This is a genomic window from Streptomyces sp. ISL-66, from assembly GCF_018614135.1.
Taxonomy (GTDB): domain Bacteria; phylum Actinomycetota; class Actinomycetes; order Streptomycetales; family Streptomycetaceae; genus Streptomyces.
Genome location: NZ_JAGGOW010000105.1, coordinates 48454 through 74008, shown reverse-complemented (window position 1 = coordinate 74008; position 25555 = coordinate 48454). Strand labels below are relative to the sequence as shown.

General features: G+C 71.8%; 25 protein-coding genes. 13 read left to right on the top strand and 12 right to left on the bottom strand.

Annotation, left to right across the window (positions count from 1 at the left end):
* Positions 1-90 precede the first annotated feature (90 nt).
* On the top strand, positions 91-2193 hold the full coding sequence (locus J7E97_RS20405) for an MDR family MFS transporter (RefSeq protein ID WP_215029208.1): 2103 nt from the start codon (positions 91-93) through the stop codon (positions 2191-2193).
* An 89-nt stretch (positions 2194-2282) separates the two neighbouring features.
* Positions 2283-2942 (top strand): GPP34 family phosphoprotein, encoded by a 660-nt coding sequence (locus tag J7E97_RS20400; RefSeq protein ID WP_215029205.1) that lies wholly within the window; start codon positions 2283-2285, stop codon positions 2940-2942.
* An 88-nt stretch (positions 2943-3030) separates the two neighbouring features.
* Here the strand turns inward: J7E97_RS20400 and J7E97_RS20395 are convergent, their stop codons facing one another.
* The gene (locus J7E97_RS20395) at positions 3031-3507 is read right to left on the bottom strand and encodes an NUDIX domain-containing protein (protein ID WP_215029200.1); all 477 of its coding nucleotides are present in this window, start codon (positions 3505-3507) and stop codon (positions 3031-3033) included.
* Positions 3508-3705: 198 nt separating this feature from the next.
* Between J7E97_RS20395 and J7E97_RS36670 the strand changes: the two genes are divergently transcribed.
* On the top strand, positions 3706-5271 hold the full coding sequence (locus tag J7E97_RS36670; RefSeq protein ID WP_285428457.1) for an NAD(P)-binding protein: 1566 nt from the start codon (positions 3706-3708) through the stop codon (positions 5269-5271).
* 131 nt (positions 5272-5402) lie between these two features.
* Here J7E97_RS36670 and J7E97_RS20385 read toward each other — a convergent pair whose 3' ends face one another.
* A complete protein-coding gene (locus J7E97_RS20385) occupies positions 5403-6473 on the bottom strand; it encodes an ATP-dependent DNA ligase (RefSeq protein WP_215029198.1) in 1071 nt (356 codons plus the stop codon).
* Between the two features lie 84 nt (positions 6474-6557).
* Between J7E97_RS20385 and ligD the strand changes: the two genes are divergently transcribed.
* The 4 genes from ligD to J7E97_RS20365 all read left to right on the top strand — a co-directional run bounded on the left by ligD (position 6558) and on the right by J7E97_RS20365 (position 10938).
* Positions 6558-7589, top strand: coding sequence for a non-homologous end-joining DNA ligase (ligD, locus tag J7E97_RS20380; protein WP_215029195.1), 1032 nt, complete (start codon positions 6558-6560; stop codon positions 7587-7589).
* Between the two features lie 108 nt (positions 7590-7697).
* Complete coding sequence (locus J7E97_RS20375) at positions 7698-8204, top strand: hypothetical protein (RefSeq protein WP_215029193.1); 507 nt, start codon at positions 7698-7700, stop codon at positions 8202-8204.
* 74 nt (positions 8205-8278) lie between these two features.
* Positions 8279-9388, top strand: a complete 1110-nt coding sequence (locus J7E97_RS20370) for an alpha/beta hydrolase (protein ID WP_215029190.1) — start codon at positions 8279-8281, stop codon at positions 9386-9388.
* On the top strand, positions 9385-10938 hold the full coding sequence (locus J7E97_RS20365) for an MFS transporter (RefSeq protein ID WP_215029187.1): 1554 nt from the start codon (positions 9385-9387) through the stop codon (positions 10936-10938). The genes J7E97_RS20370 and J7E97_RS20365 overlap by 4 nt, the downstream gene beginning before the upstream one ends.
* Positions 10939-11034: 96 nt before the next feature.
* Here J7E97_RS20365 and J7E97_RS20360 read toward each other — a convergent pair whose 3' ends face one another.
* Entirely contained in the window at positions 11035-11709 is a 675-nt protein-coding gene (locus J7E97_RS20360) for a TetR/AcrR family transcriptional regulator (protein ID WP_215029185.1), read from the bottom strand.
* A gap of 188 nt (positions 11710-11897) precedes the next feature.
* Between J7E97_RS20360 and J7E97_RS20355 the strand changes: the two genes are divergently transcribed.
* Positions 11898-12149 carry a WhiB family transcriptional regulator gene (locus J7E97_RS20355; protein ID WP_215029182.1) on the top strand — a complete coding sequence of 84 codons (252 nt, stop codon included), beginning with the start codon at positions 11898-11900 and terminating at the stop codon, positions 12147-12149.
* A 7-nt stretch (positions 12150-12156) separates the two neighbouring features.
* Here the strand turns inward: J7E97_RS20355 and J7E97_RS20350 are convergent, their stop codons facing one another.
* The 8 genes from J7E97_RS20350 to J7E97_RS20315 all read right to left on the bottom strand — a co-directional run bounded on the left by J7E97_RS20350 (position 12157) and on the right by J7E97_RS20315 (position 19419).
* On the bottom strand, positions 12157-12738 hold the full coding sequence (locus J7E97_RS20350; protein WP_215029180.1) for a hypothetical protein: 582 nt from the start codon (positions 12736-12738) through the stop codon (positions 12157-12159).
* Positions 12735-13352: a hypothetical protein gene (locus J7E97_RS20345; RefSeq protein WP_215029178.1), complete on the bottom strand. Its 618-nt coding sequence runs from the start codon at positions 13350-13352 to the stop codon at positions 12735-12737. Before J7E97_RS20345 ends, J7E97_RS20350 begins: the two co-directional genes overlap by 4 nt.
* The gene (locus tag J7E97_RS20340; RefSeq protein ID WP_215029177.1) at positions 13352-14482 is read right to left on the bottom strand and encodes a putative T7SS-secreted protein; all 1131 of its coding nucleotides are present in this window, start codon (positions 14480-14482) and stop codon (positions 13352-13354) included. The genes J7E97_RS20345 and J7E97_RS20340 overlap by 1 nt, the downstream gene beginning before the upstream one ends.
* Positions 14475-14777: a hypothetical protein gene (locus tag J7E97_RS20335; RefSeq protein WP_215029176.1), complete on the bottom strand. Its 303-nt coding sequence runs from the start codon at positions 14775-14777 to the stop codon at positions 14475-14477. Before J7E97_RS20335 ends, J7E97_RS20340 begins: the two co-directional genes overlap by 8 nt.
* Before the next feature lie 234 nt (positions 14778-15011).
* Positions 15012-15983, bottom strand: coding sequence for an acyl-ACP desaturase (locus tag J7E97_RS20330; RefSeq protein ID WP_215029175.1), 972 nt, complete (start codon positions 15981-15983; stop codon positions 15012-15014).
* A gap of 518 nt (positions 15984-16501) precedes the next feature.
* Positions 16502-18139, bottom strand: coding sequence for an ABC-F family ATP-binding cassette domain-containing protein (locus tag J7E97_RS20325; protein WP_215029172.1), 1638 nt, complete (start codon positions 18137-18139; stop codon positions 16502-16504).
* A 242-nt stretch (positions 18140-18381) separates the two neighbouring features.
* Positions 18382-18798 (bottom strand): SsgA family sporulation/cell division regulator, encoded by a 417-nt coding sequence (locus tag J7E97_RS20320; protein WP_215029171.1) that lies wholly within the window; start codon positions 18796-18798, stop codon positions 18382-18384.
* A 321-nt stretch (positions 18799-19119) separates the two neighbouring features.
* Entirely contained in the window at positions 19120-19419 is a 300-nt protein-coding gene (locus J7E97_RS20315; RefSeq protein ID WP_215029170.1) for a YciI family protein, read from the bottom strand.
* A 26-nt stretch (positions 19420-19445) separates the two neighbouring features.
* Here J7E97_RS20315 and J7E97_RS20310 point away from each other — a divergent pair, with 26 nt between their 5' ends.
* Entirely contained in the window at positions 19446-20126 is a 681-nt protein-coding gene (locus J7E97_RS20310) for an endonuclease V (protein WP_215029169.1), read from the top strand.
* Between the two features lie 15 nt (positions 20127-20141).
* Here J7E97_RS20310 and J7E97_RS20305 read toward each other — a convergent pair whose 3' ends face one another.
* On the bottom strand, positions 20142-21347 hold the full coding sequence (locus J7E97_RS20305; RefSeq protein ID WP_215029168.1) for a trans-acting enoyl reductase family protein: 1206 nt from the start codon (positions 21345-21347) through the stop codon (positions 20142-20144).
* Between the two features lie 296 nt (positions 21348-21643).
* Between J7E97_RS20305 and J7E97_RS20300 the strand changes: the two genes are divergently transcribed.
* The 4 genes from J7E97_RS20300 to J7E97_RS20285 all read left to right on the top strand — a co-directional run bounded on the left by J7E97_RS20300 (position 21644) and on the right by J7E97_RS20285 (position 25486).
* Entirely contained in the window at positions 21644-22048 is a 405-nt protein-coding gene (locus J7E97_RS20300) for an MmcQ/YjbR family DNA-binding protein (RefSeq protein WP_215029166.1), read from the top strand.
* A 104-nt stretch (positions 22049-22152) separates the two neighbouring features.
* Positions 22153-23307, top strand: coding sequence for a CaiB/BaiF CoA-transferase family protein (locus tag J7E97_RS20295; protein WP_215029165.1), 1155 nt, complete (start codon positions 22153-22155; stop codon positions 23305-23307).
* Positions 23307-24332, top strand: coding sequence for an LLM class F420-dependent oxidoreductase (locus J7E97_RS20290; RefSeq protein ID WP_215029163.1), 1026 nt, complete (start codon positions 23307-23309; stop codon positions 24330-24332). The genes J7E97_RS20295 and J7E97_RS20290 overlap by 1 nt, the downstream gene beginning before the upstream one ends.
* Before the next feature lie 11 nt (positions 24333-24343).
* The gene (locus J7E97_RS20285; RefSeq protein WP_215029161.1) at positions 24344-25486 is read left to right on the top strand and encodes an acyl-CoA dehydrogenase family protein; all 1143 of its coding nucleotides are present in this window, start codon (positions 24344-24346) and stop codon (positions 25484-25486) included.
* Positions 25487-25555: the final 69 nt, after the last annotated feature.

Below are 25555 nucleotides of genomic sequence, written 5' to 3'. Positions count from 1 at the left end.
CTGCGCTGACGCCGCCTGCCGCCTGCCGCCTGCCGCCTGCGCCTGCGCCGGCGCCGCGGCGGGCGGTGCGTCCGGACGGCCCAGCGCCGCATGCGGCCGGCCGGGTGCGCTGTGACAGTGCGAGATGTGACCACAGCCTCCGCCATCCCCGCCACGGCGCCGCCCCTCCTCGACCGGCGCAGGCGCAACGTGATCTTCGGCACGATCATGCTCGGCGTGCTGCTGGCGGCGCTCGACCAGACGATCGTCGGCACGGCCCTGCCCACGATCGTGGCGGACCTCGGGGGCGGGGACCACATGTCCTGGGTCGTGACCGCGTACCTCCTCACGGAGACGGTCGCGACGGTGCTCGTCGGCAAGTTCGGTGACCTCTTCGGCCGGAAACTGGTCTTCCAGGTGTCCGCCCTCGTCTTCATCACCGGTTCGTTCCTGTGCGGCCTGGCGAGCAACATGACCCTGCTCATCGTGTGGCGGGGCGTGCAGGGCATCGGCGCCGGCGGCCTCATGGTCACCTCGATGGCCCTCATCGCCGACGTGGTCCCCCTGCGCGAACGGGGCAAGTACCAAGGCGCGATCGGCGCCGTCTTCGGCGTCGCCACCGTGATCGGCCCGCTGCTCGGCGGACTCTTCACCGACCACCTGACCTGGCGCTGGGCCTTCTACGTCAACGTCCCGATCGCCATCGTCGTGGTCATCGCGGCCGCGCGGACCATCCCGTCCGTACGGGCCGCCGGGAAGCCCGTGATCGACTACCTGGGCATCGCGCTGGTCACGGCCGGCGCCAGCGCGCTGATCCTGGCCACGAGCCTGGGCGGGAACGAGTACGCCTGGACCTCGCCGCTCATCATCGGACTCTTCGCGGGCGGCGTACTGGCCCTGGCGCTCTTCTGCCTGGCCGAGACCCGGGCCGCCCAACCGATGCTGCCCATGCGGCTGTTCCGCAACCCCGTCTTCTCGGTCTGCTCGGTCCTCAGCTTCGTCGTCGGGTTCGCGATGCTCGGCGCGATGACCTTCCTGCCGACGTACCTGCAGTACGTGGACGGGGATTCGGCCACGGTCTCGGGCGTACGGACGCTGCCGCTGGTCATCGGCCTGCTCATCGCCTCGGTCTTCAGCGGCAACGTCACGAGCAAGACCGGCCGTTACCGGATCTTCCCGATCGCGGGCTGCGCCGTGATGGGGCTCGGTCTCTACCTGCTGTCGCGGATGGGCCCGGGGACGGGTGCGTGGCTGGAATCGCTGTACATGTTCGTCCTCGGCGCCGGCATCGGGCTGTGCATGCAGGTGCTGACCATCGCCGTACAGAACACCGTCGACTACACCGACCTCGGCACCGCGACCTCGGGCGTCACGTTCTTCCGCACGCTCGGCAGCGCCTTCGGGACGGCCGTCTTCGGCACCATCTACGCCAACACCCTGGGACCCGCGCTGACGAAGGCCGTCGCCGAGGCCGCGCGCCTCACGGGGCAGGACCCGCAGCAGCTCGGCAAGGCGGCGCAGAGCCCGCAGGGCGTGAACGCGCTGGATCCGGTGGCCGGCGCGCCGGTCATCGGGGCGTACGCGCAGACCCTGCAGACCGTGTTCCTGTGGACCGTGCCGGTCGCGGTGGTGGGCTTCGTCGTCGCGCTCTTCCTCAAGCAGGTCACACTGCGCGACAGCGCCCGCGCCGCCTCCACGGACATGGGCGACGGCTTCGGTTCGCCGGCGACGGCGTCCGGGGACTCGGCGAAGCTGCTGGAGCTGGCGGTCGGCAAGCTGGTGCGGAGCATGGGGGCGGACACGGCGCGCGGGATCGTGGCCGCCTCCGACACCCGGCTGGACATGGCGGGCGCGTGGGCGGTGATGCAGGTGGACCTGATGACCCGCACGGTCGGCCACGCGAGCCTCGGCTTCATGGCGGGGCGGCGGCACCTGCCCCCGGAAGTACTGCTGCCGGTGTTCGAGCGGATGGTGGAGGAGGGCTACCTGACGCGCCAGAACGGCTTCTACACGCACACCCCGGCGGGGGAGCGCGAAGCGGCAGTCATCTCGGACGCGTGGGCGCAGTGGCTCGGAGACCAGCTGGAGAAGGACCGCGGCCGCCCGCGCAGCGCCGAACTGCGGGCGGCCGCGGACGCGATCGCGAAGCGGCTGCTGGCGGAGGACCTGGGCGACGGCAACTTCGCGCCACGCGCGATGGCGGGGCGGCCGTAGGGCGGAACTCGGGGGAACTTCCGGCCCGTAACGGGCGTCTGAACGTCTGAACGGGAGACGGCGAACGATCAACGCAGAGGGGGGCGGGGATGAGGATCACGCTGGCGGAGGAGATCACGCTGCTGTCGCTGGACGACGCGTCCGGGGTGCTCAAGCGGCGGCAGTCGGCGGCCTGGGCCGTGGCGGCCGCGGTCCTGCTCGAACTGGTCATGCGGGAGCGGGTATCGGTGTCGGGCAAGTACCTCCAACTGCTCGACACCTCACCCACCGGTGAGGAACTGCTCGACGGGCGGATCGAGTTGATGCAAAGCTGGCTGCGCGGCAAGAGCATGCGGCGGGTGACCGACTGGCTGACCAAGGACCAGGCCCGGGTCCTGGCCGCGACGGTGTCCCGGCTGGCCGAGCGCGGTGTCGTGGGGGAAGAGCGGCACAAGGCGCTCGGCATCTTCCCGGTGCGCCTCTACCCGGAGGTCGACGGCGAGGTCGAGCGCGCCCTGCGCGAGCGCCTCGCCTCCGTCGTCCTCAAGGGCGCCGAGCCGGACGAGCGCACGGCCGGGCTCATCGCGCTGATCCATTCGGCCAAACTGCACGCGCTGGCCTTCCCCGGGCACCCGAGCGAAGAGACCTCCGCGCGCATGGCGGAGATAGCCGACGGGCAGTGGGCGGCCGAGAGCGTCCGTGCGGCGATCCGCGACATGCGGATGGCGATGGCGGCGGTCACGGTGGCGACGGCGGCGGCGGTGAGCTGAGCGGGGCGGGCAGGGGCGGGTCGGGGGTTGGCGGGGCAGTGGCGTCGGCAGAGTCAGCGGATCGGCGGTGTCGGCGGCGTCCGCGGAGTCAGCGGGTTTCCATCGGGTAGTCGTGCGTGGGTGCTTGCGGCAGGGTCACCGCCAGTTCGGGGCGCCAGGCGCGCAGGACCGCCACCGAGGGGGCGTAGAGGTCCGTCGGCAGCTCGGTCGGGTCGAACCAGTCCCAGCGGGCGATCTTGTCCGGTTCGGTGACCGTGGGGGTGCCCTCGGCCGCGGTGGTGACGGCCGCCGCCGTCAGCCGGGTCAGACCGGGCCGGGTGCTGAGCTGCACCGACAGGATCCTGATCCCCCAGGGAGCGACGCTAAGGCCCGTCTCCTCGGCGAGCTCTCGGGCGGCGGCCCGCTCGAAGTCCTCCTCGGGGTCGACCTTGCCGCCGGGCAGTTCCCAATGACCGTCGTGCGCCTGGCCGAGCAGCACCCGGCCGTCCCAGCCGACCACGATCAGGCCGACGCCGACGACGGCGTTGGGCTGCGGGACGGAGCGCGCGGGGTGTTCCGTACTCATGGGGCGACCTCCGGGGTGTGGATGGGATAGGACATCGATGGGACACCGGATGGAACACCGGATAGGACATCAGATAGGCACCAGACAAGCCATCAGGCAAGCCATTGGATGGGACAACCGTGCGGGTTTCGGTCGGGCTCCGCCCGTGCAGGCTTCCGGCGGTCTGATCGTCGTACGGTTACCGGCTCAGGGGGCGCAATGGCACATGTGCTGATCATCGGTGGGGGAGTCGGGGGACTGGCGACCGCACTGCTCGCGGCGCGCCGAGGACACACCGCCGAGCTCTTCGAACGCGATACGAGGGCCCCCGGCACCGCGCTCGACCGGGACTTCTTCGGCTGGCGACGGCCGACCGTGCCGCAGGCGAACCAGCCGCACGTGCTGCTCGGCGCGGCGCGCAACGTGCTGCGCGAGGAACTGCCCGACGTCCACGCGGAAATGCTCCGGTTGGGGGCGCGGGAGCGGCACGAACTGGACTGGTTCGACGTATGCCCGCCCGCGCGGCCGGGGGACGAGGACCTGGTGATGCTCCAGGCGCGGCGCATCGTGCTGGAGAGCGCGCTGGCCACGGCCCTGCGCGGCGAGCCGGGGGTGGTCGCGCGGTACGGGGAACCGGTGGTCGGGCTGATCGCGGCCGACGGCTGGACGGGTGGCGGCCGGGCGGCGGGCGGACGGGTGGGTGCGGGTGGACGGCTGGGCGCGGCCGGGCTGGCCGCGGGTGAGGGTGCGGACGGTGGGGGTGGCGGCGGTGGGGGTGGCGGTGGCCGTGGTGGTAGTGGCGGTGGCCGGGGAGATGGAGAAGCCCCGGTGCGGGTGGCGGGGGTGAGCACGCAGGAGGGCGCGTACGAAGGGGACCTCGTCGTCGACGCGGGCGGCCGGCGCGGCGGCGCCGAGCGGTGGCTGGCGGCCGTCGGCTGCCGGCCGGGCACCGTGGAGCGGCACCGCACGGGCCTCGCCTACTTCTGCCGCTGGTACCGGCTGCCCGAAGGGCGCGAGGAAGGGCCGCGCCGACCCTGGGCGGTGACCGGCGGCAGCTTCGCCGGGTGCGCGGTGTTCCCGGCCGACAACCGGATGTTCGCCGTGACGCTGTTCGTGCACACCACGGACGGCACGCGCTCCGCGCTGCGCGACCCCGCCGTCTTCGAGGCCGCCGCGCGCTCGTTCCCGCCCGGTGAGGCCTGGCTCGGCCTGGGCGCCGAGCCGCTGTCGGGCGTGCTGGCCACGGGGAGTCTGGACAACCGCTGGAGTGCGCTCGTCGACGAGCGGGGACCGGTGGTGGCCGGGTTCGTGCCCGTCGGCGACGCCATCACCCACACCAACCCGACGCTCGGACAGGGCACTTCGCTGACGCTATGGGCCGCGCTCAGGGTGGCCCGTACGGCGCACCAGGAGCCGGGATCGGCGCGGTTCGCGGCGGAGTACCACGGGTGGGCGATCCGCACCCTCAAACCGTGGTTCGACTTCCAGGTCGTCGCTGACGGGGCCATCGGGGAGCGGTTCGCGACGCGGGCCGGGCGGACGGGGACGGCCCGGGAAGTGGCGGCGTTGTTCGACTGCGCGCTGGAGGAGCCGGAGGTGATGCGGGCGCGGGCCAGGGTCCGCCACCTGACCGATCCGCCGGAGCGGGCGTACGCGGATCCGGAGATCAGGGCGCGGGTGGCCCGGTGGCTGGCGGCCCGCCCCGACTACGCGCCGCACGAGGCCGGGCCGAGCCGCGCGGAGTGGGAGAAACTGACGGCGGGCCGCGAACGGCTGAACGGCTGAACGGCTGAGTGGCTGAACGGAAGAACGGGCTGAACGGCTGAGTGGCTGCACGGCTGTGGGCGGGGGCGCGGCTGATGCCGGGGCGGGGGCGGGGGCCGGTGCCAGGGGCGGTGCCGGCAGCGGTGCCTGGGTCAGCCGGCGGCGGGCCCGAGCACCTCGGCGAGGTCGTAGCCGACGACCTCCTCCAGCTGGGCGTACGTACAACTCTCGGGTGCCCGGTCGGGCCGCATCCGGCGGAACTGCGCCGTGTGCCGGAAGCGGTCGCCCTCCATGTGGTCGTAGGCCACCTCGCAGACCCACTCGGGGCGCAGCGGCACCCAGGACAGGTCCTTCTTTCCGGTCCAGCGGCTCTGCGCCCCCGGCAGCCGGGCGCTCTCGTGGGCGGCCTCCTCGGCCCAGGCGGCCCATGGATGGCCCTCGGGGGAGGGCGTCCGGAGCGGTGCGAGCTCGTCGATCAGCTCGGCCCGGCGCTTCATGGGGAAGGCGGCGCAGACGCCGACGTGCTGGAGGGTGCCGTGGGCGTCGTACAGCCCCAGGAGCAGCGATCCGACAATCGGACCGCTCTTGTGGAAACGGAATCCCGCGATGACGGCGTCGGCCGTACGCTCGTGCTTGATCTTGAACATGAGGCGGGCATCGGGCCGGTAGGGGAGATCGAGGGGTTTCGCGACCACCCCGTCGAGCCCGGCGCCCTCGAAGTGCTCGAACCACTCCTGCGCGAGGGCGGGGTCGGTGGTCGCGGGCGCGAGGTGCACGGGGGGCCGAGCGGTGGAGAACATGCGGGTCAGGGCGGTGCGGCGGTCGGCGAGCGGGGCGTCGAGGAGGGACTCGTCGCCGAGCGCGAGCAGATCGAAGGCGACGAAGGCGGCGGGTGTCTTCTCGGCGAGCATCTTCACCCGGGAGGCGGCCGGGTGGATCCGCTCGCTCAGCAGGTCGAAATCGAGCCGTCCGCCGTGGATCAGGACGATCTCGCCGTCGACCACGCAGCGGTCGGGCAGATTGGCCTTCAGCGCCTCGACCAGTTCGGGAAAGTACCGGGTCAGGCTCTTGCCGGTGCGGCTGCCGAGCTCGATCTCCTCCCCGTCGCGGTGGACGATCGCGCGGAAGCCGTCCCACTTGGCCTCGTACTGCATGCCCGGTGGGATCTTGGCCACGGACTTCGCGAGCATCGGCTTCACGGGCGGCATCACCGGCAGGTCCATGCATCCGATTCTGCGGGTTCCGCGGGGGTACGGCGCGACGTGCTCGGTGTGCGGGCCCGGCCGGGCCCGCCTACCGTGGCGGACATGGGCGCTGCGGGCAATGCGATCGAGCTGGAAGCGGGCGGCCGGACGGTTCGGCTGTCCAGCCCGGACAAGGTGTACTTCCCCGAGCGCGGCCTCACCAAGGGTGACGTGGCCGCGTACTACCTCGCGGTCGCGGACGGCATCACCCGCGCCCTGCGCAACCGGCCCACGACCCTGGAGCGGTACCCCGACGGGGTGGAGGGCGAGTCCTTCTTCCAGAAGCGCGCCCCGAAGAACCTGCCCGACTGGATCCCCACCGCCCACATCGCCTTCCCGAGCGGACGCACCGCCGACGAGATCTGCCCGACCGAGCCGGCCGCCGTCCTGTGGGCCGCCAACCTGGGCTGCCTCACCTTCCACCCCTGGCCGGTGCGCCGGGAGGACACCGACCACCCCGACGAACTGCGCATCGACCTGGACCCGCAGCCCGGTACCGACTACCACCACGCGGTGGCCGTCGCGCACGAACTGCGCGTCCTGCTGGAGGAACTGGGGCTGCGCGGCTGGCCCAAGACCTCGGGCGGCCGCGGCCTGCACGTCTTCGTGCCGATCGCACCGCGCTGGACCTTCACGGAGGTCCGCAGGTGCGCCATCGCGATCGGCCGCGACCTGGAGCGCAGGATGCCGGGGAAGGTCACCACCGCGTGGTGGAAGGAGGAGCGCGGCGAGCGGATCTTCGTCGACTACAACCAGACGGCGCGCGACCGCACCATCGCCTCGGCCTACTCCGTCCGCCCCCACCCCCACGCCCCGGTCTCGGCGCCGCTGCGCTGGGACGAGCTGGACGCGGTGCAGCCCCGCGACTTCGACATCGTGACGATGCCGGCGCGCTTCACCGAACTGGGCGATGTGCACGCCGACATGGACGAGCACGCCTTCGAGCTGGACGCCGCGCTGGAGCTGGCCGACCGCCACGAACAGGACCACGGCCTCGGCGACATGCCGTACCCCCCGGACTACCCGAAGATGCCGGGCGAGCCGAAGCGCGTACAGCCGAGCCGCGCCAAGTACGAGCACGAGCACGAGGACTAACGGTCATCGCACGGGGCCGGAAAAGGCGGCGGCGCACCGTCATCGCCGTGGCATGATCGGCCACATGCTGAACTCCCCCGTACGGAAGGGCGCCCACCGCCCCGCACCGTGAAGTGGCCGGACGACGCCGTGCTCGGCGCCGACGCCACCATGCCCGACGGCCCTGACGATGCGGTCGCCCAGCTGCGGAGCCGCTCCCCCGAACGGGAACGGCACACCTGCGAAATCGCGGCCCGCCTCCTGGCCGACCCCGCGACCCGGGACCGTGGCGCCGAGATCGCCCGCGCGGCGTGTCACACGTGGCGGGCGGCGCCGGTGGAGCTGCTGCCCCTACTGATCCGCCACCGCGGCCCGGAGATCAGCCGGGCCGTGGCCGACGCCCTCACCACGGCCTCGATATCGGCACGGGCGATGAGCACCCACGGCGACCTCTTGGCCGCGATCGGGTTCCCCCCGTACCCCGGGCCCCGCGAGCCGCGCAAAGCCACCACCCCTCCTCATGACGCGGCGTCCGCCGCCGAACTCCTGTCGGCCAAGCCCATGGGAATCGGTGGCGGAAGGTCAGCGGGCCCTCGTCCAGCAGGGCGCTTAAAAGAACACGAACGATCGTGCTAATATCCCCTCGTTGTCTTGACCTCGACATCCTCTTGGCCACTCTGAGGAGATCCGGAGAACCGGGCATGCATCCCATGGCTTCACTCCTGAGCACGACCCTCAACATCACCGCCCGGGTCGCCCCGGGGCCGGTCGGGCGGGTGGCGTTCGCGCTGTTCGTGCGGCCGCTCGGCCGGCCGAAGGTGCGGCCGGGCGAAGCGGAGGTCATGGCCCGGGCCGTGATCGGACGGCTCGTCGTGGACGGGATACCCGTCACCACGTACCGCTGGGGAGACGGTGTGCGGCCCGTTCTCGTCGTGCACGGTTGGTCCTCGCGGGTCTCGCGCTTCGCCGGCTTCGTCGAGGCGCTGCGCGCCCAGGGCCAGAGCGTCGTCTCCTTCGACGCACCCGGCCACGGGGAGTCCGGGGGCCGCGCCACCACCATCCTTCGGCAGCGCGAGATCATCCGCCGACTGCACGCGCAGTACGGCGACTTCTCGGCAGTCCTGGCCCACTCCTTCGGTGTGGTGACCACCTTCTTCGCCCTGCGGGACGGGATCCGGGCCGACCGGATCTTCGGCATCGGCGCCATTGCCGACTTCGACTTCCTCGCCGCGCGGTTCCGCGCCAACCTGGGCCTGAACCAGCCCGTCGAGGACGCCCTGCGGCGGCACGTCCAGCGCCGGCTCTTCCCGGCCGAGCCCGATGTCTGGCCCCGATTCGACGCCGCCCGCCACCCCGAGGAGGTCCCCTCGGAGATCCTGCTCGTGCACGACGCGGACGATGACACGGCGGCCCCCAGCCAGTCCCGCGCGATCGTGGCGGCCCACGGTGCACGGGCCCGCCTGATCGAGACCCGGGGGCTCGGCCACCGGCGGATCCTCGCCGACCCGGAGATCATCGCGACGGCCGCGGAGTTCCTCAGCGGGACCTCGTCCCAGGCCGATGCCCAGGCCGACGCCCAGGCCGACGCCCAGGCCCCGTATCGGGTCCACGCCCCGTCCCAGGTCCAGGACCCCTCTCAGGTCCAGGACCCGTCCCAAGTGCCGTCCCAGGTCCACACCCAGGCACACGCTCAGATCCAAGCCCAGTCCCAGGTCCGGGCGCCGTTCCAGGCCCCGTCCCGGGCCCACGCCGTCCAGGACCAGACCCACGCCCAGGACCAGGCCCCGGCCGCGGCTGAGGCTTCGGGGGTCTCCCGATGACTGCCGCTCGGCCCGAAGCCACCGCCGCGGGAGTGGACGGGCCCGGCTCCGGGCCAGGGTCCGCGTCCGGATCCGCGCCCGCGCCGAGGCCCGTGCCGGCTTCGGGTCCCGCTGCCGCTGCCGCCCCCGGTCGGATACTCGGGCTCGCCTGCGGCGTCACCTTCCTTGCCTTTCTCGACGCCACCGTCGTCAACGTCGCCTTCCCCGATCTGCGCCGAGCCTTTCCCGGCGTGCCACTGGCCCAGCTGACCTGGGTGGTCAGCGCCTACGCCGTGTTGTTCGCCGCCCTGCTCGCCGCGGCCGGCCGCCTCGCGGACACGCTGGGCCGCCGGGTCCTGTTCCTCGGCTCCTCGCTCGCCTTCACCCTCACCTCGCTCGCCGCCAGCGCGGCCCCTACCGCCGAGCTGCTCGTCCTGGCCCGCGCCCTCCAGGGGGCCGCCGCCGCGGGGATGATCCCGGCCGCGCTGGGCCTCGTACTCACCCACACCCCGCCCGTCCGGCGCGCGGCGGCCCTCGGCGCCTGGTCGGCGGCGGGCGGCCTCGCCGCCGCGGTGGGCCCCAGCATCGGAGGGCTGCTCGTCCAGTGGTGGGACTGGCGGGCGATCTTCCTCGTCAACGTGCCACTCGGCCTGGCGCTCTGCTGGGCCGCCGCCCGCACCATCCCCCGGGAGGCGCCGACCGGCCGACGGCTGCCCGACCCCGTCGGTACGGTCGCCCTCGCCCTCGGTATCGGAGGGGTGGTCACCGGCCTCTCCCAAGGCGCGGAATGGGGCTGGGCCGACCCGAAGGTACTCGGCCTCCTCATCGGCGGCGCCCTGTCGAGCGCCCTCGCGCTGCGCCGCTCGCGCAGCCATCCCGCCCCGGCCGTGGACCGGGACCTCTGGCGCGACCCGCTCTTCGCCCGCGCCAACATCGGCGCACTGCTCTTCGGGGCCGCCATGTACGCCTGGCTGCTGACCGGACCCTCGTACCTGATCGACCGCTGGGACTACTCGGTCCTGCAAGCCGGCTTCGGCGTCACCCCCGGAGCCGTCCTCGCCATGGCCGGCGCGCTCGTCGTCGGCCGCCGGGTCCCCGCCCGCCTGCATTGGGCGGCCGTGACCGTCGGATCTCTGCTCTTCGCCGCCAACGCCGTGCTGCTGTGGGGCTGGGTCGAGGACTCGGCCTCGTACGCCCAGATCTTCCTGCCGGCCGGACTCCTCGGCGGCCTCGGCATCGGGATGGTCGTCACCGCCCTGTCGACGGCGGCCTCGGCCGGACTGCCGCCGCAGCGGTTCGCCGCCGGTACGGGCCTGCTGATGACGGCCCGGCAGCTGGGCGGCGCGCTCGGGGTCGCTGCGACGGCTGCCCTGCTTACGGGCGCCGGCGCCGGGGACCACTGGCGCGGGGTCTTCCTGCTCGTCGCACTGACCGCGCTGGGCGCGGCGTTCGCGGGCGGCTCGATGAGGCTCGGCGGCCAGGCGCGGCCGGGCACAACGGGAAGCCGATGGCTCGGCGCGGGGCGGCACGGGACCGGGACGGCAGCTGAAGGCAGGACTGACCTGACCTGACCTCACCGACCCGACTGGCCTGGCCTCAATAGACCTGACACGTTCGTCGACGGCGGGGGAGCCGACGACAGGGTGGACCGTCAGTCGAACCGGCCGTCAAGCCGACGGCCGACCGGCAGTGAAGTCGACGGGAGGCCGCTCCGGGAGTTCCTCCGGAGCGGCCGTCGCCGCGCGCAGCCGGGCGAGGATGCCCCGGGCGGCCCGCTCGTAGTTCACGGCCTCTCCGTGCAGCACGGAGTGCGCGTTGGCCAGTTCCATCATCGCGGTGATCTCGAAGGCGAGCTGCTGCACGTCCGTCGAGTCCACCTGCTCGCGGAATCCGCCCGCGAGCCGCGCTTCGTCCAGCAGTCGCTCGATGTAACGCGTCCAGTCGCCACGGATCTGGGCGACCTCGTCATGAACGGGCCCGGGGCGCGAGTCGAACTCGGCGGAGACGGAGTAGAAGAAGCAGCCGCCGGGGAAGACCCGGCGCCCGGAGTAGCCGAGCCAGCTTTCGCACAGCCGCCACACCTTGGCGAGCCCGGCGGGCTCGTCCCGTACGGGCTGCACCACCTCCTGGATGAAGACGGACCGCGCGGCCCGCACGGTGGCGAGCTGCAGGTCCTCCTTGGAGCCGAAGAGGGCGAAGACTCCGCTCTTGCTCAGACCCAGATCCGTGGCGATCTTCCCTAGGGACAGGCCCTCCAGACCGTCCACCGAGGCGATGTCCATCGTCCGCTGGAGGACCGTCCTTCGCGTCTGGTTCCCGCGCTCCACGCGTCCGTCTGCCATGTATCCATCGTACCGAACTCATCGAACGTACGGTCGTTCACTCTGCGGGGATGGCCGCCGTCGGTGTCAGTGGCGGGTGCGATGCTCGGAACGTCGGAGGCGACGCGCGGCGAGACCTGTACGAGCCGTGAACGGGTGTTGATCAGTCGTTGATAGGACGTCCATCGCGGGCGGCGAGGCTCTGCCGCATGTCGATGAACACCACCGCCGCCGCCTCAGCCGCCCCCGCCTGGTACGAACTGGCCCTGTGCGCCCAGACGGGACCGGGCTTCTTCTTCCCGGAGCCCGGCTCCTCGCTGCGCGATGCGAAGCGGCTGTGCGGGGCCTGCGAAGGGCGGGTGGCCTGCCTTGAGTTCGCCTTGGCCAATGACGAACGCTTCGGCGTCTGGGGCGGCCTGTCCGAAGCCGAACGCCAGGCGCTGCGCTCCAGCCGCACCTGACGCCCGCTCAGCTCTGCGTCGCCTTCCCGCTCCGCCGCACGATCCCGACCTTGCGAGCCAGCTCGTCGTCTCCGCCGATCCAGCCGTCGGTGGCGCCCGGGGCCGTATTGGTGTCGGGCACCACCCGCACAGGGCGATGGCCGCCGACAGGGGATACGACTCCACCGAAGCGAGGATCTCCCGCGAACCAGACCAGGTCCGGAAAGTCGTCGCTCGTGAGGCGGGTCGGGTGCGGGAACATGCGGAACACGAGGGTTAGTTCGCCTCGGAAGCAAAGCGACAGTATCGCCGCGCGCCGCGGATCGTGCCGGGCTGAGACCTCGCACCAGGGATACGCCTGCAGTACGGCGGCGACGCGCTTTCGCCGGACGTAGATGATGACGGTCACCGGAAGAAACGAAATGGCGAACAGACATCCGATGAACGGCAGCGCGGGCGGGGTGAGATGGAGACCGAGACAGGTCATTGCAACTGCCACCCCGGCGACCATTCCGATGAGCCAGATCGCGCGTCGGCGCACGAGACGCTCATAGCCGCGAACCGTCGGCGGATGGTTCCACGCAACCTTGGCGAGCAGCAGGATTTTCACAGGAGCAGCTCCAGGATGCGTGACGTGTTCGGTCCGCCGCTAGGACGGGGTTCGGGGTCCGAGAAGCTCACGGTGTGGGCGATCGCCTCGATGATGTCGGTGTACGCGTCACCGTGTTCGACTGATGTGCTCGTCAAGTCGAGCACCAGGACGTGCCGTCCGGCCGGGTGCGCCATGCTGACTCTGGCCTGAAAGAGACCTTGGGCGCTTGTCGGCGAGGAAATGATCCCTGCGACGAGCGAACACGGGAGCGCCGAGGGCAGTTCGATGAACCGGCGTGTCGAGCTGGTCCACAAAGCGGATCGGGCAATGGCCAGGGAGGTCCGGGCCACTGTGACCCGTGGGTTCGTGTCGGCGGCGCGGCGGACGGTCAGTGCGAAGAGCGAGGTGCACAGGCCGGCGGGGCCCTCCGGGTGCAGGCCGATGGAGGTCCGCACGACGTGGTGCTCGGCAAGCTGGTCCAGGTGATCCATCAACTGCGTGAGCTGCTGCCCGGCTTCAGGGCTTCCCAGGGCGTCGGCGACGGCATCCAGGGCCGACCGGTCGCTGGGAGCGATGTCGTGGAAGCCCGGTGGCAGGCGGAACCAGAGGGGCGGAATGCCGATGTCGTTCATCAAGGCCTCATCAATGACCAGGCATGGATGGTCTTTCCGGCAGCGGCCGGCGCTTCGTCCAACACGCCGCGCGTGCCGTCCACAGCCGTCGAAGCTTGGTCCAGGGATTCATTGTCTGACAGATAGCCGCCCAACGCGGTCGCACCTCCGGTAGCCGGAATGGCCACTCCCACGACCCTCTTGACCCCTGGGTCAGCTGACCGCAGGGCCCATGTGGTGATGGGGTTGTCGACCGTTTGGAGCTCCAGGCCCGTCGACCACGCAGTGCCGGCGAAGGATCGGGCCCCTGGCGAAAGGCCTGCCAGGGCGCTCGCCTCCGGAACAGCCATGGCCGCGCGCGCCGCGGTGGTACCGGCCTTCGCGCCTGCGGCGGCCGTGGCCACGCCGGGGATGACGCCCAGGCTGTCCCCGAGCAGGGTCACGCCGTTCTTCCAGAAGCCGGCGTCGAAGTTGCCCTTCGCGAAGCCGTCCATCAAGGGTTTGCGAAATTTGGGGTCCGCGAGGTGCATCGTGAGGGCGGCCAAAGAGAGCCCTCCCGCCACGAGCATCACCGCCAGACCGGCCGGCGGGAAGAAGGCGCCCACGAGGGCGCCGGCCGCCCCCAAGATCGCCGAAGCGTTCGACAGCGCGTCCGCCGGGTCGTCGACGATCTTGTTCCAGATCGACTCCAGGATCCCCGGCTCCTTCGGCGCCAGCCGCTGCGCCGTCGTCGTCAGGGTCTTCGCCACGGCGCGGGCCGCCGCCGCGTGTTCCGAGGCGAGTTCGTGCGCCAGGCGGCGCGCGTCGGAGAGGGCCTCCTGCGTCGTGGACGCGGCGGCCTGGGAGGCGTAGCGCGCGGCCAGGGTGCGGTGGGAGACCAGGGTGTCGTGCCAGCCGGTCAGCCGGCGGGCCGCCTCCGAGAGGGAGGTGTGGGCCGCGCGGAGGTTGCGGGGCAGGTCCTGCGAGAGCGATGCGCGGAACGCGGTGGCGGCCTCGCCCTGCCAGGCAGAGCTGTGGGAGACCAAGGCGTCGATGACGCGGCAGGTCTCCCCGAGGGAGCTCGCCGAGGAATGGAGCTTCTTGGCCAGGGCCTGGACGGCGACCGGGTTTCCCGGGGCCGGGTCGAAGCCGAGGGCGGGGGAGTCACTCATGGGGGGCCGCCGCCTGGCGGAAGGCCGCGCGGATGGCCTCTTCGAGCTCCGCGTACTCGGCGGCGCTACGGCGCACGCCCTCGCGTACGGTCTTGATCCGCTTGGCGAGTTCCTTGGTGCCGTGGCCCCATCTTTCCTGGAACCCGTCGCACGCCGCGTCGAGGTCCGCCGTGCCGAGCTCGTCGGCCCGTACGTGGTCCAGTGCCCGCCGGGCCTCCCGCAGGGTGGTCAGGGAGGTGTCCAGGGCGTTGGTGAGGCGGGTCAGCTGGTCGATCTCGACCTCGAGCGACGTCATGACGCGAAACCCTGGCAGAGCGGGGCTCTGCCAGGGCAATCGTCGTCACTCGGGCGAGGGAGCGGAAACCGGTCAGCCCCGGAACCGCTAGCGGTCTGCGGCCTCGGTCTGCCGCCTCGGTCTGCGCCCGGCTGTCAGGCCGTCTGGCCGCCCGCCCGGCCCTTCGGCCCTCCGCCCGCCCGGCTCTCCGCCCGCCCGGCTCTCCGGCCGCCCGGCCCTTCGGCCCTCCGGCCGTCAGGCCTTGCGAGCCGCGATGCGCGCGGCTCGGGCGGCCAGGCGCTCGTCGAACTTGCGGGCCTCGGCGTCCAGGCCGTTCATGAAGAGTCCGAGCTCCTCCTGGGCCTTCTGGCCCTCCGGGCCGAGACCGTCGATGTCCATGATCTTCAGGAAGCGGATCACGGGACTCAGTACGTCGTCGTGGTGGATCCGCAGGTTGTAGACCCCGCCGATCGCCATCTGCGCGGCCATCCGCTCGAAGCCGGGCATGCCGTGTCCGGGCATCCGGAAGTCGACCACGACGTCCCGCACGGCCTTCATCGTCAGGTCCGGGGCCAGCTCGAAGGCGGCGCCCAGGAGGTTGCGGTAGAAGACCATGTGCAGGTTCTCGTCCTGCGCGATGCGGGCGAGCATGCGGTCGCAGACGGGGTCACCGGACTGGTGGCCGGTGTTGCGGTGCGAGATGCGGGTCGCGAGCTCCTGGAAGGCCACGTACGCCACGGAGTGGAGCATCGAGTGGCGGTTGTCGGACTCGAAACCCTCCGACATGTGCTGCATCCGGAATGCTTCCAGCTTGTCCGGGTCCACGGCGCGCGAGGCCAGCAGGTAGTCGCGCATCACGATGCCGTGGCGGCCCTCCTCGGCGGTCCAGCGGTGCACCCAGGTGCCCCAGGCGCCGTTGCGGCCGAAAAGGGACGCGATCTCGTGGTGGTAGCTGGGGAGGTTGTCCTCGGTCAGCAGGTTCACCACGAGCGCGATCTTGCCGATCTCGGTGACCTTGGACTGGGCAGGGTCCCAGGCTTCGCCGTCCTCGAAGAAGCCGGGGAAGTTGCGGCCGTCGCTCCACGGGACGTACTCGTGGGGCATCCAGTCTTTGGTGACCTTCAGATGGCGGTTGAGTTCGGTCTCGACCACCTCTTCCAGCGCGAACAGCAGCTTGGCGTCGGTCCACGCCTCCGAGCTACCGAGGTGGGGAGAGGTGATCGTCACGGGTACTCCTGAGTGCAAAGCGAATTACCTACGGTTCCGTAGCCTACGGAGTCGTAGGTTAAGCGCGACATCAGGACGAGCCAAGCCCCACAGGGGCATGTGTCTGGTTACGTGCCGTTATCTGCGCAGTTTGAGAGCTCTCGGAGGGCCTCGAAAGGACTAAAGTCACGTCGGCAGGTGGTCTGAGGCTCCCGCCTTGACGGCCGAGATGGGCGCGGTTGTTAATTCGGCTGTATGTTCGATTACCGTGCCATGTGGTCTCCGTCTCCTCATCGGATCCGGTCCGGCGCCGGTCGCTTCATCTGCAAATCCAGCAACATCGATCCGTGCGAACTGTCCAGCTGTACGGTGTCCAGCTCGCTGATCATCGCCGTGGCGTACGTGAAGGGCTGGCCGGCGCCGGGGGGAGGTGCCGGCGCTGAACGGAATCATGCGGACCGTCGTGCGGGCCCGCTCCGACCGTCGTGCGGGCCCGCTCCGACCGGCGTGCGGCGGGGACTGGGGCGCACCCCCGGTCCTCACCCCTCCCGGACCTCCTCGGCCGTGGTCGGGCGCAGCTCGCCGTCGAGCAGTAGCCACCGCGTGATGCCGATCGACTCCAGGAACGGCACGTCGTGGCTGGCCACCACGAGCGCCCCCTCGTAGGAGTCCAGCGCGTCCCTGAGCTGGTCCACGCTCGCCAGGTCCAGGTTGTTCGTCGGCTCGTCCAGCATCAGCAACTGCGGCGCCGGCTCCGCGAGCAGCAGCGCCGCCAGCGTCGCCCGGAACCGCTCGCCGCCCGACAGGGTGCCGGCCGGCCGGTCCGCCCGTGCGCCCCGGAACAAGAAGTGGGCGAGCCGCGCGCGGATCAGGTTGTTCGTCGCCTGCGGGGCGAAGCGCGCCACGTTCTCCACCACCGAGCGGTCGTCGTCCAGTACGTCGAGACGCTGCGGCAGGAACCGGGTCGGCACGTGCGTCACCGACTCGCCCGAGACCGGGGGCAGTTCCCCGGCGATGGTCCGCAGCAAGGTCGTCTTGCCGGATCCGTTGCGGCCCACCAGTGCGATCCGCTCCGGGCCGCGCAGCTCCCACTCGCCCGGGGCCGCCGCCCCGTGGGCCAGGCGCAGGTCGCGCAGGGTGAGTACGCGGCGGCCCGGCGGGACCTGGGTGGCGGGGAGTTCGATCCGGATCTCGGCATCGTCGCGTACGGCCTCGACGGCCTGGTCGAGGCGTTCCTTGGCCTGCGCGAGCCTCTCGGCGTGCATGATGCGGTGCTTGCCGGCCGACTCCTGCGCCGCGCGCTTGCGGGCGCCCATGACGATCTTCGGCTCGCGCTTGCTCTCGAACATCTTCTGTCCGTACCGCTTGCGCCGGGCCAATTTGACCTGGGCCTCGGCGAGTTCGCGCTTCTGGCGCTGTACGTCGGCCTCCGCGACCCGGACCAGCCGCTCGGCAGACTCCTGCTCGGCCGCGAGCATCTCCTCGTAGTCAGTGAAGTTGCCGCCGTACCAGCGCACTTCGCCGTCCCGCAGGTCGGCGATCTGGTCGACGCGTTCCAGTAGCTCGCGGTCGTGGCTGACCAGGATCATCACCCCGGACCAGGATTCGACGGCCGCGTAGAGACGGCGCCGGGCCCGGAGGTCGAGGTTGTTGGTCGGTTCGTCGAGGAGCAGGATGTCCGGGCGGGCCAGCAGGAGGGTGGCCAGGCGTAGCAACACGCCTTCACCTCCCGATAGTTGTCCGACGGTGCGGTCCAGGTCGATGCGGGCGAGCCCGAGCTGGTCGAGCGTGGCGAGGGCCCGCTCCTCCACGTCCCAGTCGTCGCCGACGGCGGCGAAGTTGGCCTCCGTGGCCTCGCCCGCCTCGATGGCGTGCAGGGCGGCCCGGGTGGTGTGGATATCGAGGGCCTCGTCCACGCGCATCGCGGTGTCGAGGGTGACGGTCTGCGGGAGGTAGCCGACCGTGCCGGCTGTCGTCAACTCACCGTCCGACGGCGTCAGTTCACCGGCGATGAGCTTGAGCAGGGTGGATTTTCCGCAGCCGTTGAGCCCGATCAGGCCGGTACGGCCGGGGCCGACGGCGAGTTGGAAGCCGTCGAAGACGGGTGTTCCGTCGGGCCAGTCGAAGGACAGGGCGGAGCAGGTGACGAATGAGGGAGCAGGGCGAGCAGGACTCATGGAGGCCTCCAGGTTGCGTGAGTGGTGAGTGCAACGCGGGGAGACGGCCGGCCGTCGGTGGGTGCGTGCCGTCGAGGCGCGTGAGCGCGGGGCGCTGGAGCGCTACGGCACGAAGGTGTGAAGCGTGACGGTGGTCGGTGTCTCGGACCTCAGACGAGCAATGTCCTGCTCCGTTTCGACGGCGATGGGGCGTCTACGAAGCTACGGGCGGCCGAAGCCGCCCGCAATCGAATTAAGGAGGGTCAGCAGGAGTCGCGCATCAGCTCGGCCAGGCTCTGGTCCATGTCGAGGTAGAGGTGCTCCAGGCCGGGGGGCACGATCGTGGAGACCCGCTCCAGGAAGCGGTGCAGCTCGGCGGTCACCATCAGGACGATCGCGACCCCCTCCGGGGCGTGGAATTCGATGGTGGTCCGGTCGGCGTCGTACGGGCGCACGCGCACGTCCCCGTAGCCGGCCGGGCGGTCGAGCCCGACCTCCAGGAGTTCGCGCGAGAAGGTCCACGAGACCTCGACGCCTTCCAGGGTGGCGGGCGCGGGGAAGGCCATGCGGACGGCGAAGGGATCCGACCGGTCGTAGCAGAACGTGACGGGGATGGTGTCGACCTTCGGCGCGGTGGCAACCAGTCGGGCCTGCACGGCCTGCTCGATGACAGTGATCAAGGCTCGCTCCCTTGCGGCGGATCTCTTGCCGGAGAGGGGGATGGTGTCCGGCAACGGGATAGACGCTGGATTCGGCGAATCCGTGCACGCGCGGTTGCGTGAGCTGTGTCACCGGATGGCCTGAACCTGTCCGTGTGATCGCACAGGGTGACAGTGGGGCGGGGGCTCTCGGTCCTGCCGCAGGCTCCGGCGTGGTCTCAGTAAGGCTGGTTCCCGATCACTCCGCAGGCCCAAGCACGACCCGCGCCTCCCGGGAGCACTGCTCCGGGAGGCGCGGGTCGTGCTCGGGTGCGTCACACACCCCTGCGGCCGCCGGGCCGGCTATGCCGCCGGGTTTTCGCGGACCGTTGAGAGGTCCGAGGACGTCTTCGTCGCGATGAACTCCGTGATGCGGTAGGCGCAGACCCCGGCCAGGGTGAAGGGGTCTTCCGAGGCGATCTTTTCGATCTCCGCGCGCGATACCCCGCCGGCCAGGATCACGCCGCCGTCGCGCGGGACCTTGCGGCCCGAGGCGAGGAAGATGCCGGCGGCGTAGTAGCCGTCCAGCCAGGCGATGTGCGCGTCCATCTCTTCTTCGACGGCTTCGACGGGCGCGGTGTAGGTGAGCTCCATGACGAACATGATCGTCAGGCTACTCTCGCTCCACTATGACGAGTGCGAAGACCCCCGCCGACGAGGCCGAGGCCAAGGCGATACAAGACGAACTGTGCCGACACGTGGTGCTGACCGAGACCGGGCCGGCGCCCGGTACGGGGCTGATCGCAGGGGTGGACGTCGCCTACGACGACGAGCGCGACCTGGTCGCCGCCGCGGCCGTGGTGCTGGACGCCGCCACGCTTGAGGTGGTGGAGGAGGCCACCTCCGTCGGGCGCGTCAGCTTTCCCTACGTGCCCGGGCTGCTCGCCTTCCGCGAACTGCCGACCGTGCTCGCCGCGCTGGAGGCGCTCAGCGTCACGCCCGGTCTCGTCGTCTGCGACGGCTACGGGCTCGCCCACCCCCGCCGCTTCGGCCTCGCCTGTCACCTCGGCGTGGTCACCGGGCTGCCCGTCATCGGCGTCGCGAAGAACCCGTTCACCTTCACCTACCAGGAACCGGGCGCCCGGCGTGGTGACGCCGCCCCGCTGCGCGCGGCCGACGGGGACGTCGTCGGCCGGGCGCTGCGCACGCAGGACGGGATCAAGCCCGTCTACGTGTCCGTCGGGCACCGGGTGTCGCTGGACAACGCCTGCGCCCACGCGCTCGCGCTCAGCCCCCGCTTCCGCATCCCCGAGACCACCCGGCGCGCCGACTCGCTGTGCCGGCGCGCGCTGCGCGAAGCCACCGCCTGAGTCCCGGGCGGGAGGTCAGGCCGTGGCCGCCACACGGAAGCGGATGCCCGCCTTCTGGAGCCGGTCCAGGAGGGCGTCGCCCATGGCCACGGCGGTGGTCAGCTGGCCGGAGACCTCGGGCAGGGCGTCGTGGGCGAGGCAGAGCGCCGACTCCGCCAGCATCTTGGCGGTCTCCCCGTAGCCCGGGTCGCCGCCCGAAACCTCGGTGAACACGCGGCGGCCGCCGCCCTCGCCCACGAACCGCACGCTGAACCAGCTGCGCGCCCGCCGCTCCGCGTCCGGGCCGCGGCCCGGCTCCCAGCGGTCCGCGAGCCACTGCCGCACCGGCGGAATCTGCGCGAGCACGGCGGTCGCGCCGACCACCGCCGTACCGCCCAGGGCCACGGGCAGGTGGCGTACGGAGGCGTAGTGCCGGTAGCGGAAGTCCGGGCCGTACCGATCCAGGGCGGCTGCCGAGCGCGCCACGATCCGGGGGTCCAAGGTGGGGAGCGGCAGCGCCCAGGAGCCGGTTTCCCGGCTGAAGCGCGGTACGCCCACGGGCCCCCGTACCCGCCGGCCCAGCAGCCGGGGCTCGTGAAGGCGGCGGGCGCGGGCGGCGGCCAGGAGCTGGGGGCCGCGGCCCATGGCGGTCAGCGCCGTGGTCAGGGTGCCGCCCGAGAAGACGGCGTTGGAACGCATGAAGCCGTCCACGGTCAGCGGCACGCCGGCCGGGAGCTGTCCGACGGTGAAGTACGCGCCGAGGTCGGCCGGGACGGAGTCGAAGCCGCAGGCGTGGACGATCCGGGCGCCGCTCTCGCGGGCCCGCGCGTCGTGGTCCACGTACATCCGGTCCACGAACTCGGGCTCGCCGGTGAGGTCCAGGTAGTCGGTGCCCGCCGCGGCGCAGGCCGCGACCAGCCCGGCCCCGTACCAGATGTACGGGCCCACGGTCGTGGCCAGCACCCGGGTGGATGCGGCCAGTTCGTGCAGCGCCCCGGTGTCCTGGGCGTCGGCGCGCAGCAGCGGCAGGTCCGCGCAGGCCGGGGCGGTGGCCGCCAGCCGTTCGCGCAGTCGCTCCAGCTTCGCGAGGTCGCGGCCCGCGAGGGCCCAGCGGCAGTCGGCGGGGGCGTGGGCGGCGAGGTACGCGGCGGTCAGCGCCCCGACGAACCCGGTCGCGCCGAACAGCACGATGTCGTACTCCCGTTCCGCGGTGCGCGGTTCGTGTCGAGCATCTGCGTTCATCGGCAGCCTCCCAAGCCGTGTAGGTGTAGGTGTCGGTGGTGGCCGAGGCTAGCGCCCCCGGCGGTGGCCCGCGCGGGCGGGTGTGACCCGCGGTAAGACGGTGGCCGGCGGCGCACTGCCGCCGTGCTGCTCGCGGGCGGCCCCGCGGAGCCGTCGGGAAGCCGCGTCGCGCCGCGTCGAGCCGCGCCGCGTCGAGTCGCGCCGCGCCGCGTCGAGTCGGGGGCCGGGCGTCGGTGGGCGGCGTTAGCGTGAGGAGGGACCGTCCGTGCGAGCAGGTACTCGGGAGCGTGTTGTCGATGAAGACCGCGGTGCGCAAGTGGGAGGCGGTCCGGGCGTTCGCCCTGGGGCTGCCGGAGGCCGGGCAGGAGTTCCCTTGGGGTCCCGAGGACTGCGTGGTGAAGGTCAACAAGAAGATCTTCGTCTTCCTCGGCAACGCGGACGGCCCGCGGCCGCCCGGGATCTCCGTGAAGCTCAAGGACGAGGCGTTGCACGGCCATGCCATGACCGCGCCCGGAGCCGAGCCGACCGGGTACGGACTGGGCAGGGCCGGCTGGGTGTCCGTGCCGCTGGGGGAGAAGGGGGCGCCCTCGGCGCAGGTGCTGTGCGAGTGGGTGGAGGAGAGCTACCGGACCGTCGCGCTCAAGCGGCACCTCAAGGAACTCGACGCGCGCATCGCCGAGAGAAACGGGCCAACCGGCTAAGCGGTTGCTCTTGTGCTGAGTGGAACAGGTTCCTAGCATCACTGGTGTTACATCAGTTGTGTCACACAGTGGCCGCAGTGGTGCCACGGGATGCTGGGGGCTCGATGGCAGGGACAGACAGCGGGAACGGCGACGGAGCGGCCCGCGGCCCGCTCGCCGGTGTGCGCGTCGTCGAGCTGGCGGGCATCGGGCCGGGCCCGTTCGCGGCCATGGTCCTCGCCGACCTCGGCGCCGATGTCGTACGCGTCGACCGCCCCGGTGGCGGCGGCCTGGCGGTCGATCCCGCCTACGACATCACCAACCGCAACAAGCGCTCCGTCCTCGTCGACCTCAAGTCCGCCGACGGCCCGGCCCGCGTGCTCGACTTGGTCGAGCGCGCCGACGTGCTCATCGAGGGCTTCCGCCCGGGGGTCGCCGAGCGGCTCGGCGTCGGCCCGGCCGACTGCCACGCGCGCAACCCGAAGCTCGTGTACGGCCGGATGACCGGCTGGGGCCAGGAGGGCCCGCTCGCCCACACCGCCGGGCACGACATCGCGTACATCGCCGTCACCGGCGCCCTCGGCATGATCGGCAACGCGGGCGAACCCCCGGCCGTCCCGGCCAACCTGGTGGGGGACTACGCGGGCGGTTCGCTCTACCTCGTCATCGGGGTGCTCGCCGCGCTCCACCACGCCCGCACCCCGGGCGGCGCGGGCCAGGTGGTCGACGCGGCCATCGTCGACGGGACCGCCCACCTCACCGCGATGATCCACGGCATGGTGGCGGCCGGCGGCTGGCAGGACCGGCGCGGAGCCAACCTCCTCGACGGCGGCTGCCCCTTCTACGGCACCTACGAGACCTCCGACGGCCAGTACATGGCGGTCGGCGCGCTGGAGCAGCAGTTCTACGACACCTTCGTGGAGCTGCTGGGCATCGCCGACCAGGCGCCCGCCCGCAAGGACCTGGCCCGCTGGGGCGAGCTGCGCGAGGCCGTCGCCGCGCGCTTCAAGTCCCGTACCCGCGAGGAGTGGACGGCCGTCTTCGAGGGCACCGACGCCTGCGTGGCGCCCGTGCTCTCGCTGCGCGAGGCCCCGCACCACCCGCACCTGGCCGCCCGCGCCACCTTCACCGACTTCGGCGGGATCACCCAGCCGGCCCCCGCGCCACGCTTCTCCGCGACCCCCGCCGCCGTCGTGAGCGGCCCGGCCCTGCCCGGCGCGCACACGGAGTCGGTCGCGGCCGACTGGGGCGTACCGGCGCTGCTCGGCAAGGAGGGCTGATGGAACTGTCCATGCTGCTGGACTACGCCGGGGATCCGCGCCGGGCCGCCGACCAGGCGGCCGCGCTGGAGGCGGCCGGACTCGACGCGGTGTGGGTCGCCGAAGCCTGGGGCTTCGACTCCCCGACGATCATGGGATATCTGGCCGCCCGGACCGAGCGAATGAAGATCGGCTCGGCCATCCTCAACGTCTACTCGCGCACCCCCGCGCTCATCGCCCAGACGACCGCCGGCCTGGACGCGATGTCCGGCGGCCGGGCGCTGCTGGGCCTCGGCGCGTCGGGCCCCCAGGTGGTCGAGGGCTGGCACGGGAAGCCGTACGACAAGCCGATCGGCCGGACCCGCGAGACGGTCGAGCTGTGCCGGCGCATCTGGCGGCGCGAGACCATCGACCACCACGGCATCACCGACATGCCGCTGCCGCCCGAGAAGGGCGGCCGGCACGGCAAGCCGCTGAAGATCCTGACCCGGCCGGTCCGCGCGGACATCCCCGTCTACGTGGCCTCGCTGGGCCCGGCGAACGTGCGGATGACGGCGGAGATCGCCGACGGCTGGCTCCCCACCCTCTTCGTGCCGGAGAAGGCCGACGCGGTGTGGGGGAGCGCGCTCGCCGAGGGCGCGGCCCTGCGCGCACCCGGACTGGGCCCCCTCCAGACCGTGGCGGGCGGGCTGCTGGCCATCGGCGCGGACGCGGCGGCCGTACGGGAACTCGCGCGGCCGCAGATCGCCCTGTACGTCGGCGGCATGGGCGCGGTCGGCAAGAACTTCTACAACGACCTGGCCGTGGCCTACGGGTACGGGGACGCGGCCCGGAAGATCCAGGAGCTCTACCTCTCCGGACGCAAGCGCGATGCCGCGGCCGCCGTCCCGGACGAACTGTGCGAACTCACCACCCTGTGCGGGCCGGAGGGATACGTGCGCGAGCGCGTCGAGGCCTTCCGGGCGGCCGGGGTGACCATGCTCAACGTCACGCCCGTCGGCCCCGAGCCGGCCCGGCTCGTCGAAACCGTCAAGAACTGGCTCTAGGAGGCCCATCCATGAAACGCCGGCTCTTCGACGCCGATCACGAGGCGTTCCGCGAAACCGTCCGCACCTTCCTCGCCAAGGAGGTGCTGCCGCACTACGAGCAGTGGGAGAAGGACGGCATCGTCAGCCGCGAGGCCTGGCGTGCCGCCGGCCGCCAGGGGCTGCTGGGCCTGGCCGTCCCCGAGGAGTACGGGGGCGGCGGCAACACCGACTTCCGGTACGCGGCGGTGATCGCCGAGGAGTTCACCCGGGCGGGCGCCGCCGGTCTCGCGATCGGTCTGCACAACGACATCATCGGCCCGTACCTGACCTCGCTGGCGACCGAGGAGCAGAAGCGCCGCTGGCTGCCCGGGTTCTGCTCCGGCGAGATCATCACCGCGATAGCGATGACCGAGCCGGGCGCGGGCTCCGACCTCCAGGGCATCAGGACCACCGCCGAGGACGCGGGCGACCACTGGGTGCTCAACGGCTCCAAGACCTTCATCTCCAACGGGATCCTGGCCGACCTGGTGATCGTGGTCGCGAAGACCACCCCCGAGGGCGGGGCGCACGGGATGTCGCTGCTGGTCGTCGAGCGCGGCACGGAGGGCTTCGAGCGCGGCCGCAACCTGGACAAGATCGGCCAGAAGGCGCAGGACACCGCCGAGCTGTTCTTCAACGACGTCCGCGTCCCGAAGGAGAACCTGCTCGGCGAGTTGAACGGCGCCTTCGTCCACCTGATGACCAATCTCGCGCAGGAGCGGATGGGCATCGCGATGGCGGGCATCGCCGCCGCCGAGTACCTGCTGGAGATCACCACGCAGTACGTGAAGGAGCGCGAGGCCTTCGGGCGCCCGCTCTCCAAGCTCCAGCACATCCGGTTCGAGATCGCGGAGATGGCCACCGAGTGCGCGGTCACCCGTACGTTCCTCGACCGCTGCATCACCGACCACTGCCACGGGGAACTGGACCACGTCCACGCCTCGATGGCCAAGTGGTGGGCCACCGAGCTCCAGAAGCGGGTCGCCGACCGCTGTCTGCAACTGCACGGCGGATACGGCTACATGACCGAATACCGGGTCGCGCGGGCCTTCACCGACGGCCGGATCCAGACCATTTACGGCGGTACGACCGAGATCATGAAGGAGATCATCGGCCGCTCCCTGCTCGGCTAACGCCGGGAGCCGGGCGCCGAGCGCTCCGGCCCCGCCGCGCCACCCCCCGTCCGAACTCGCCCGTACTCC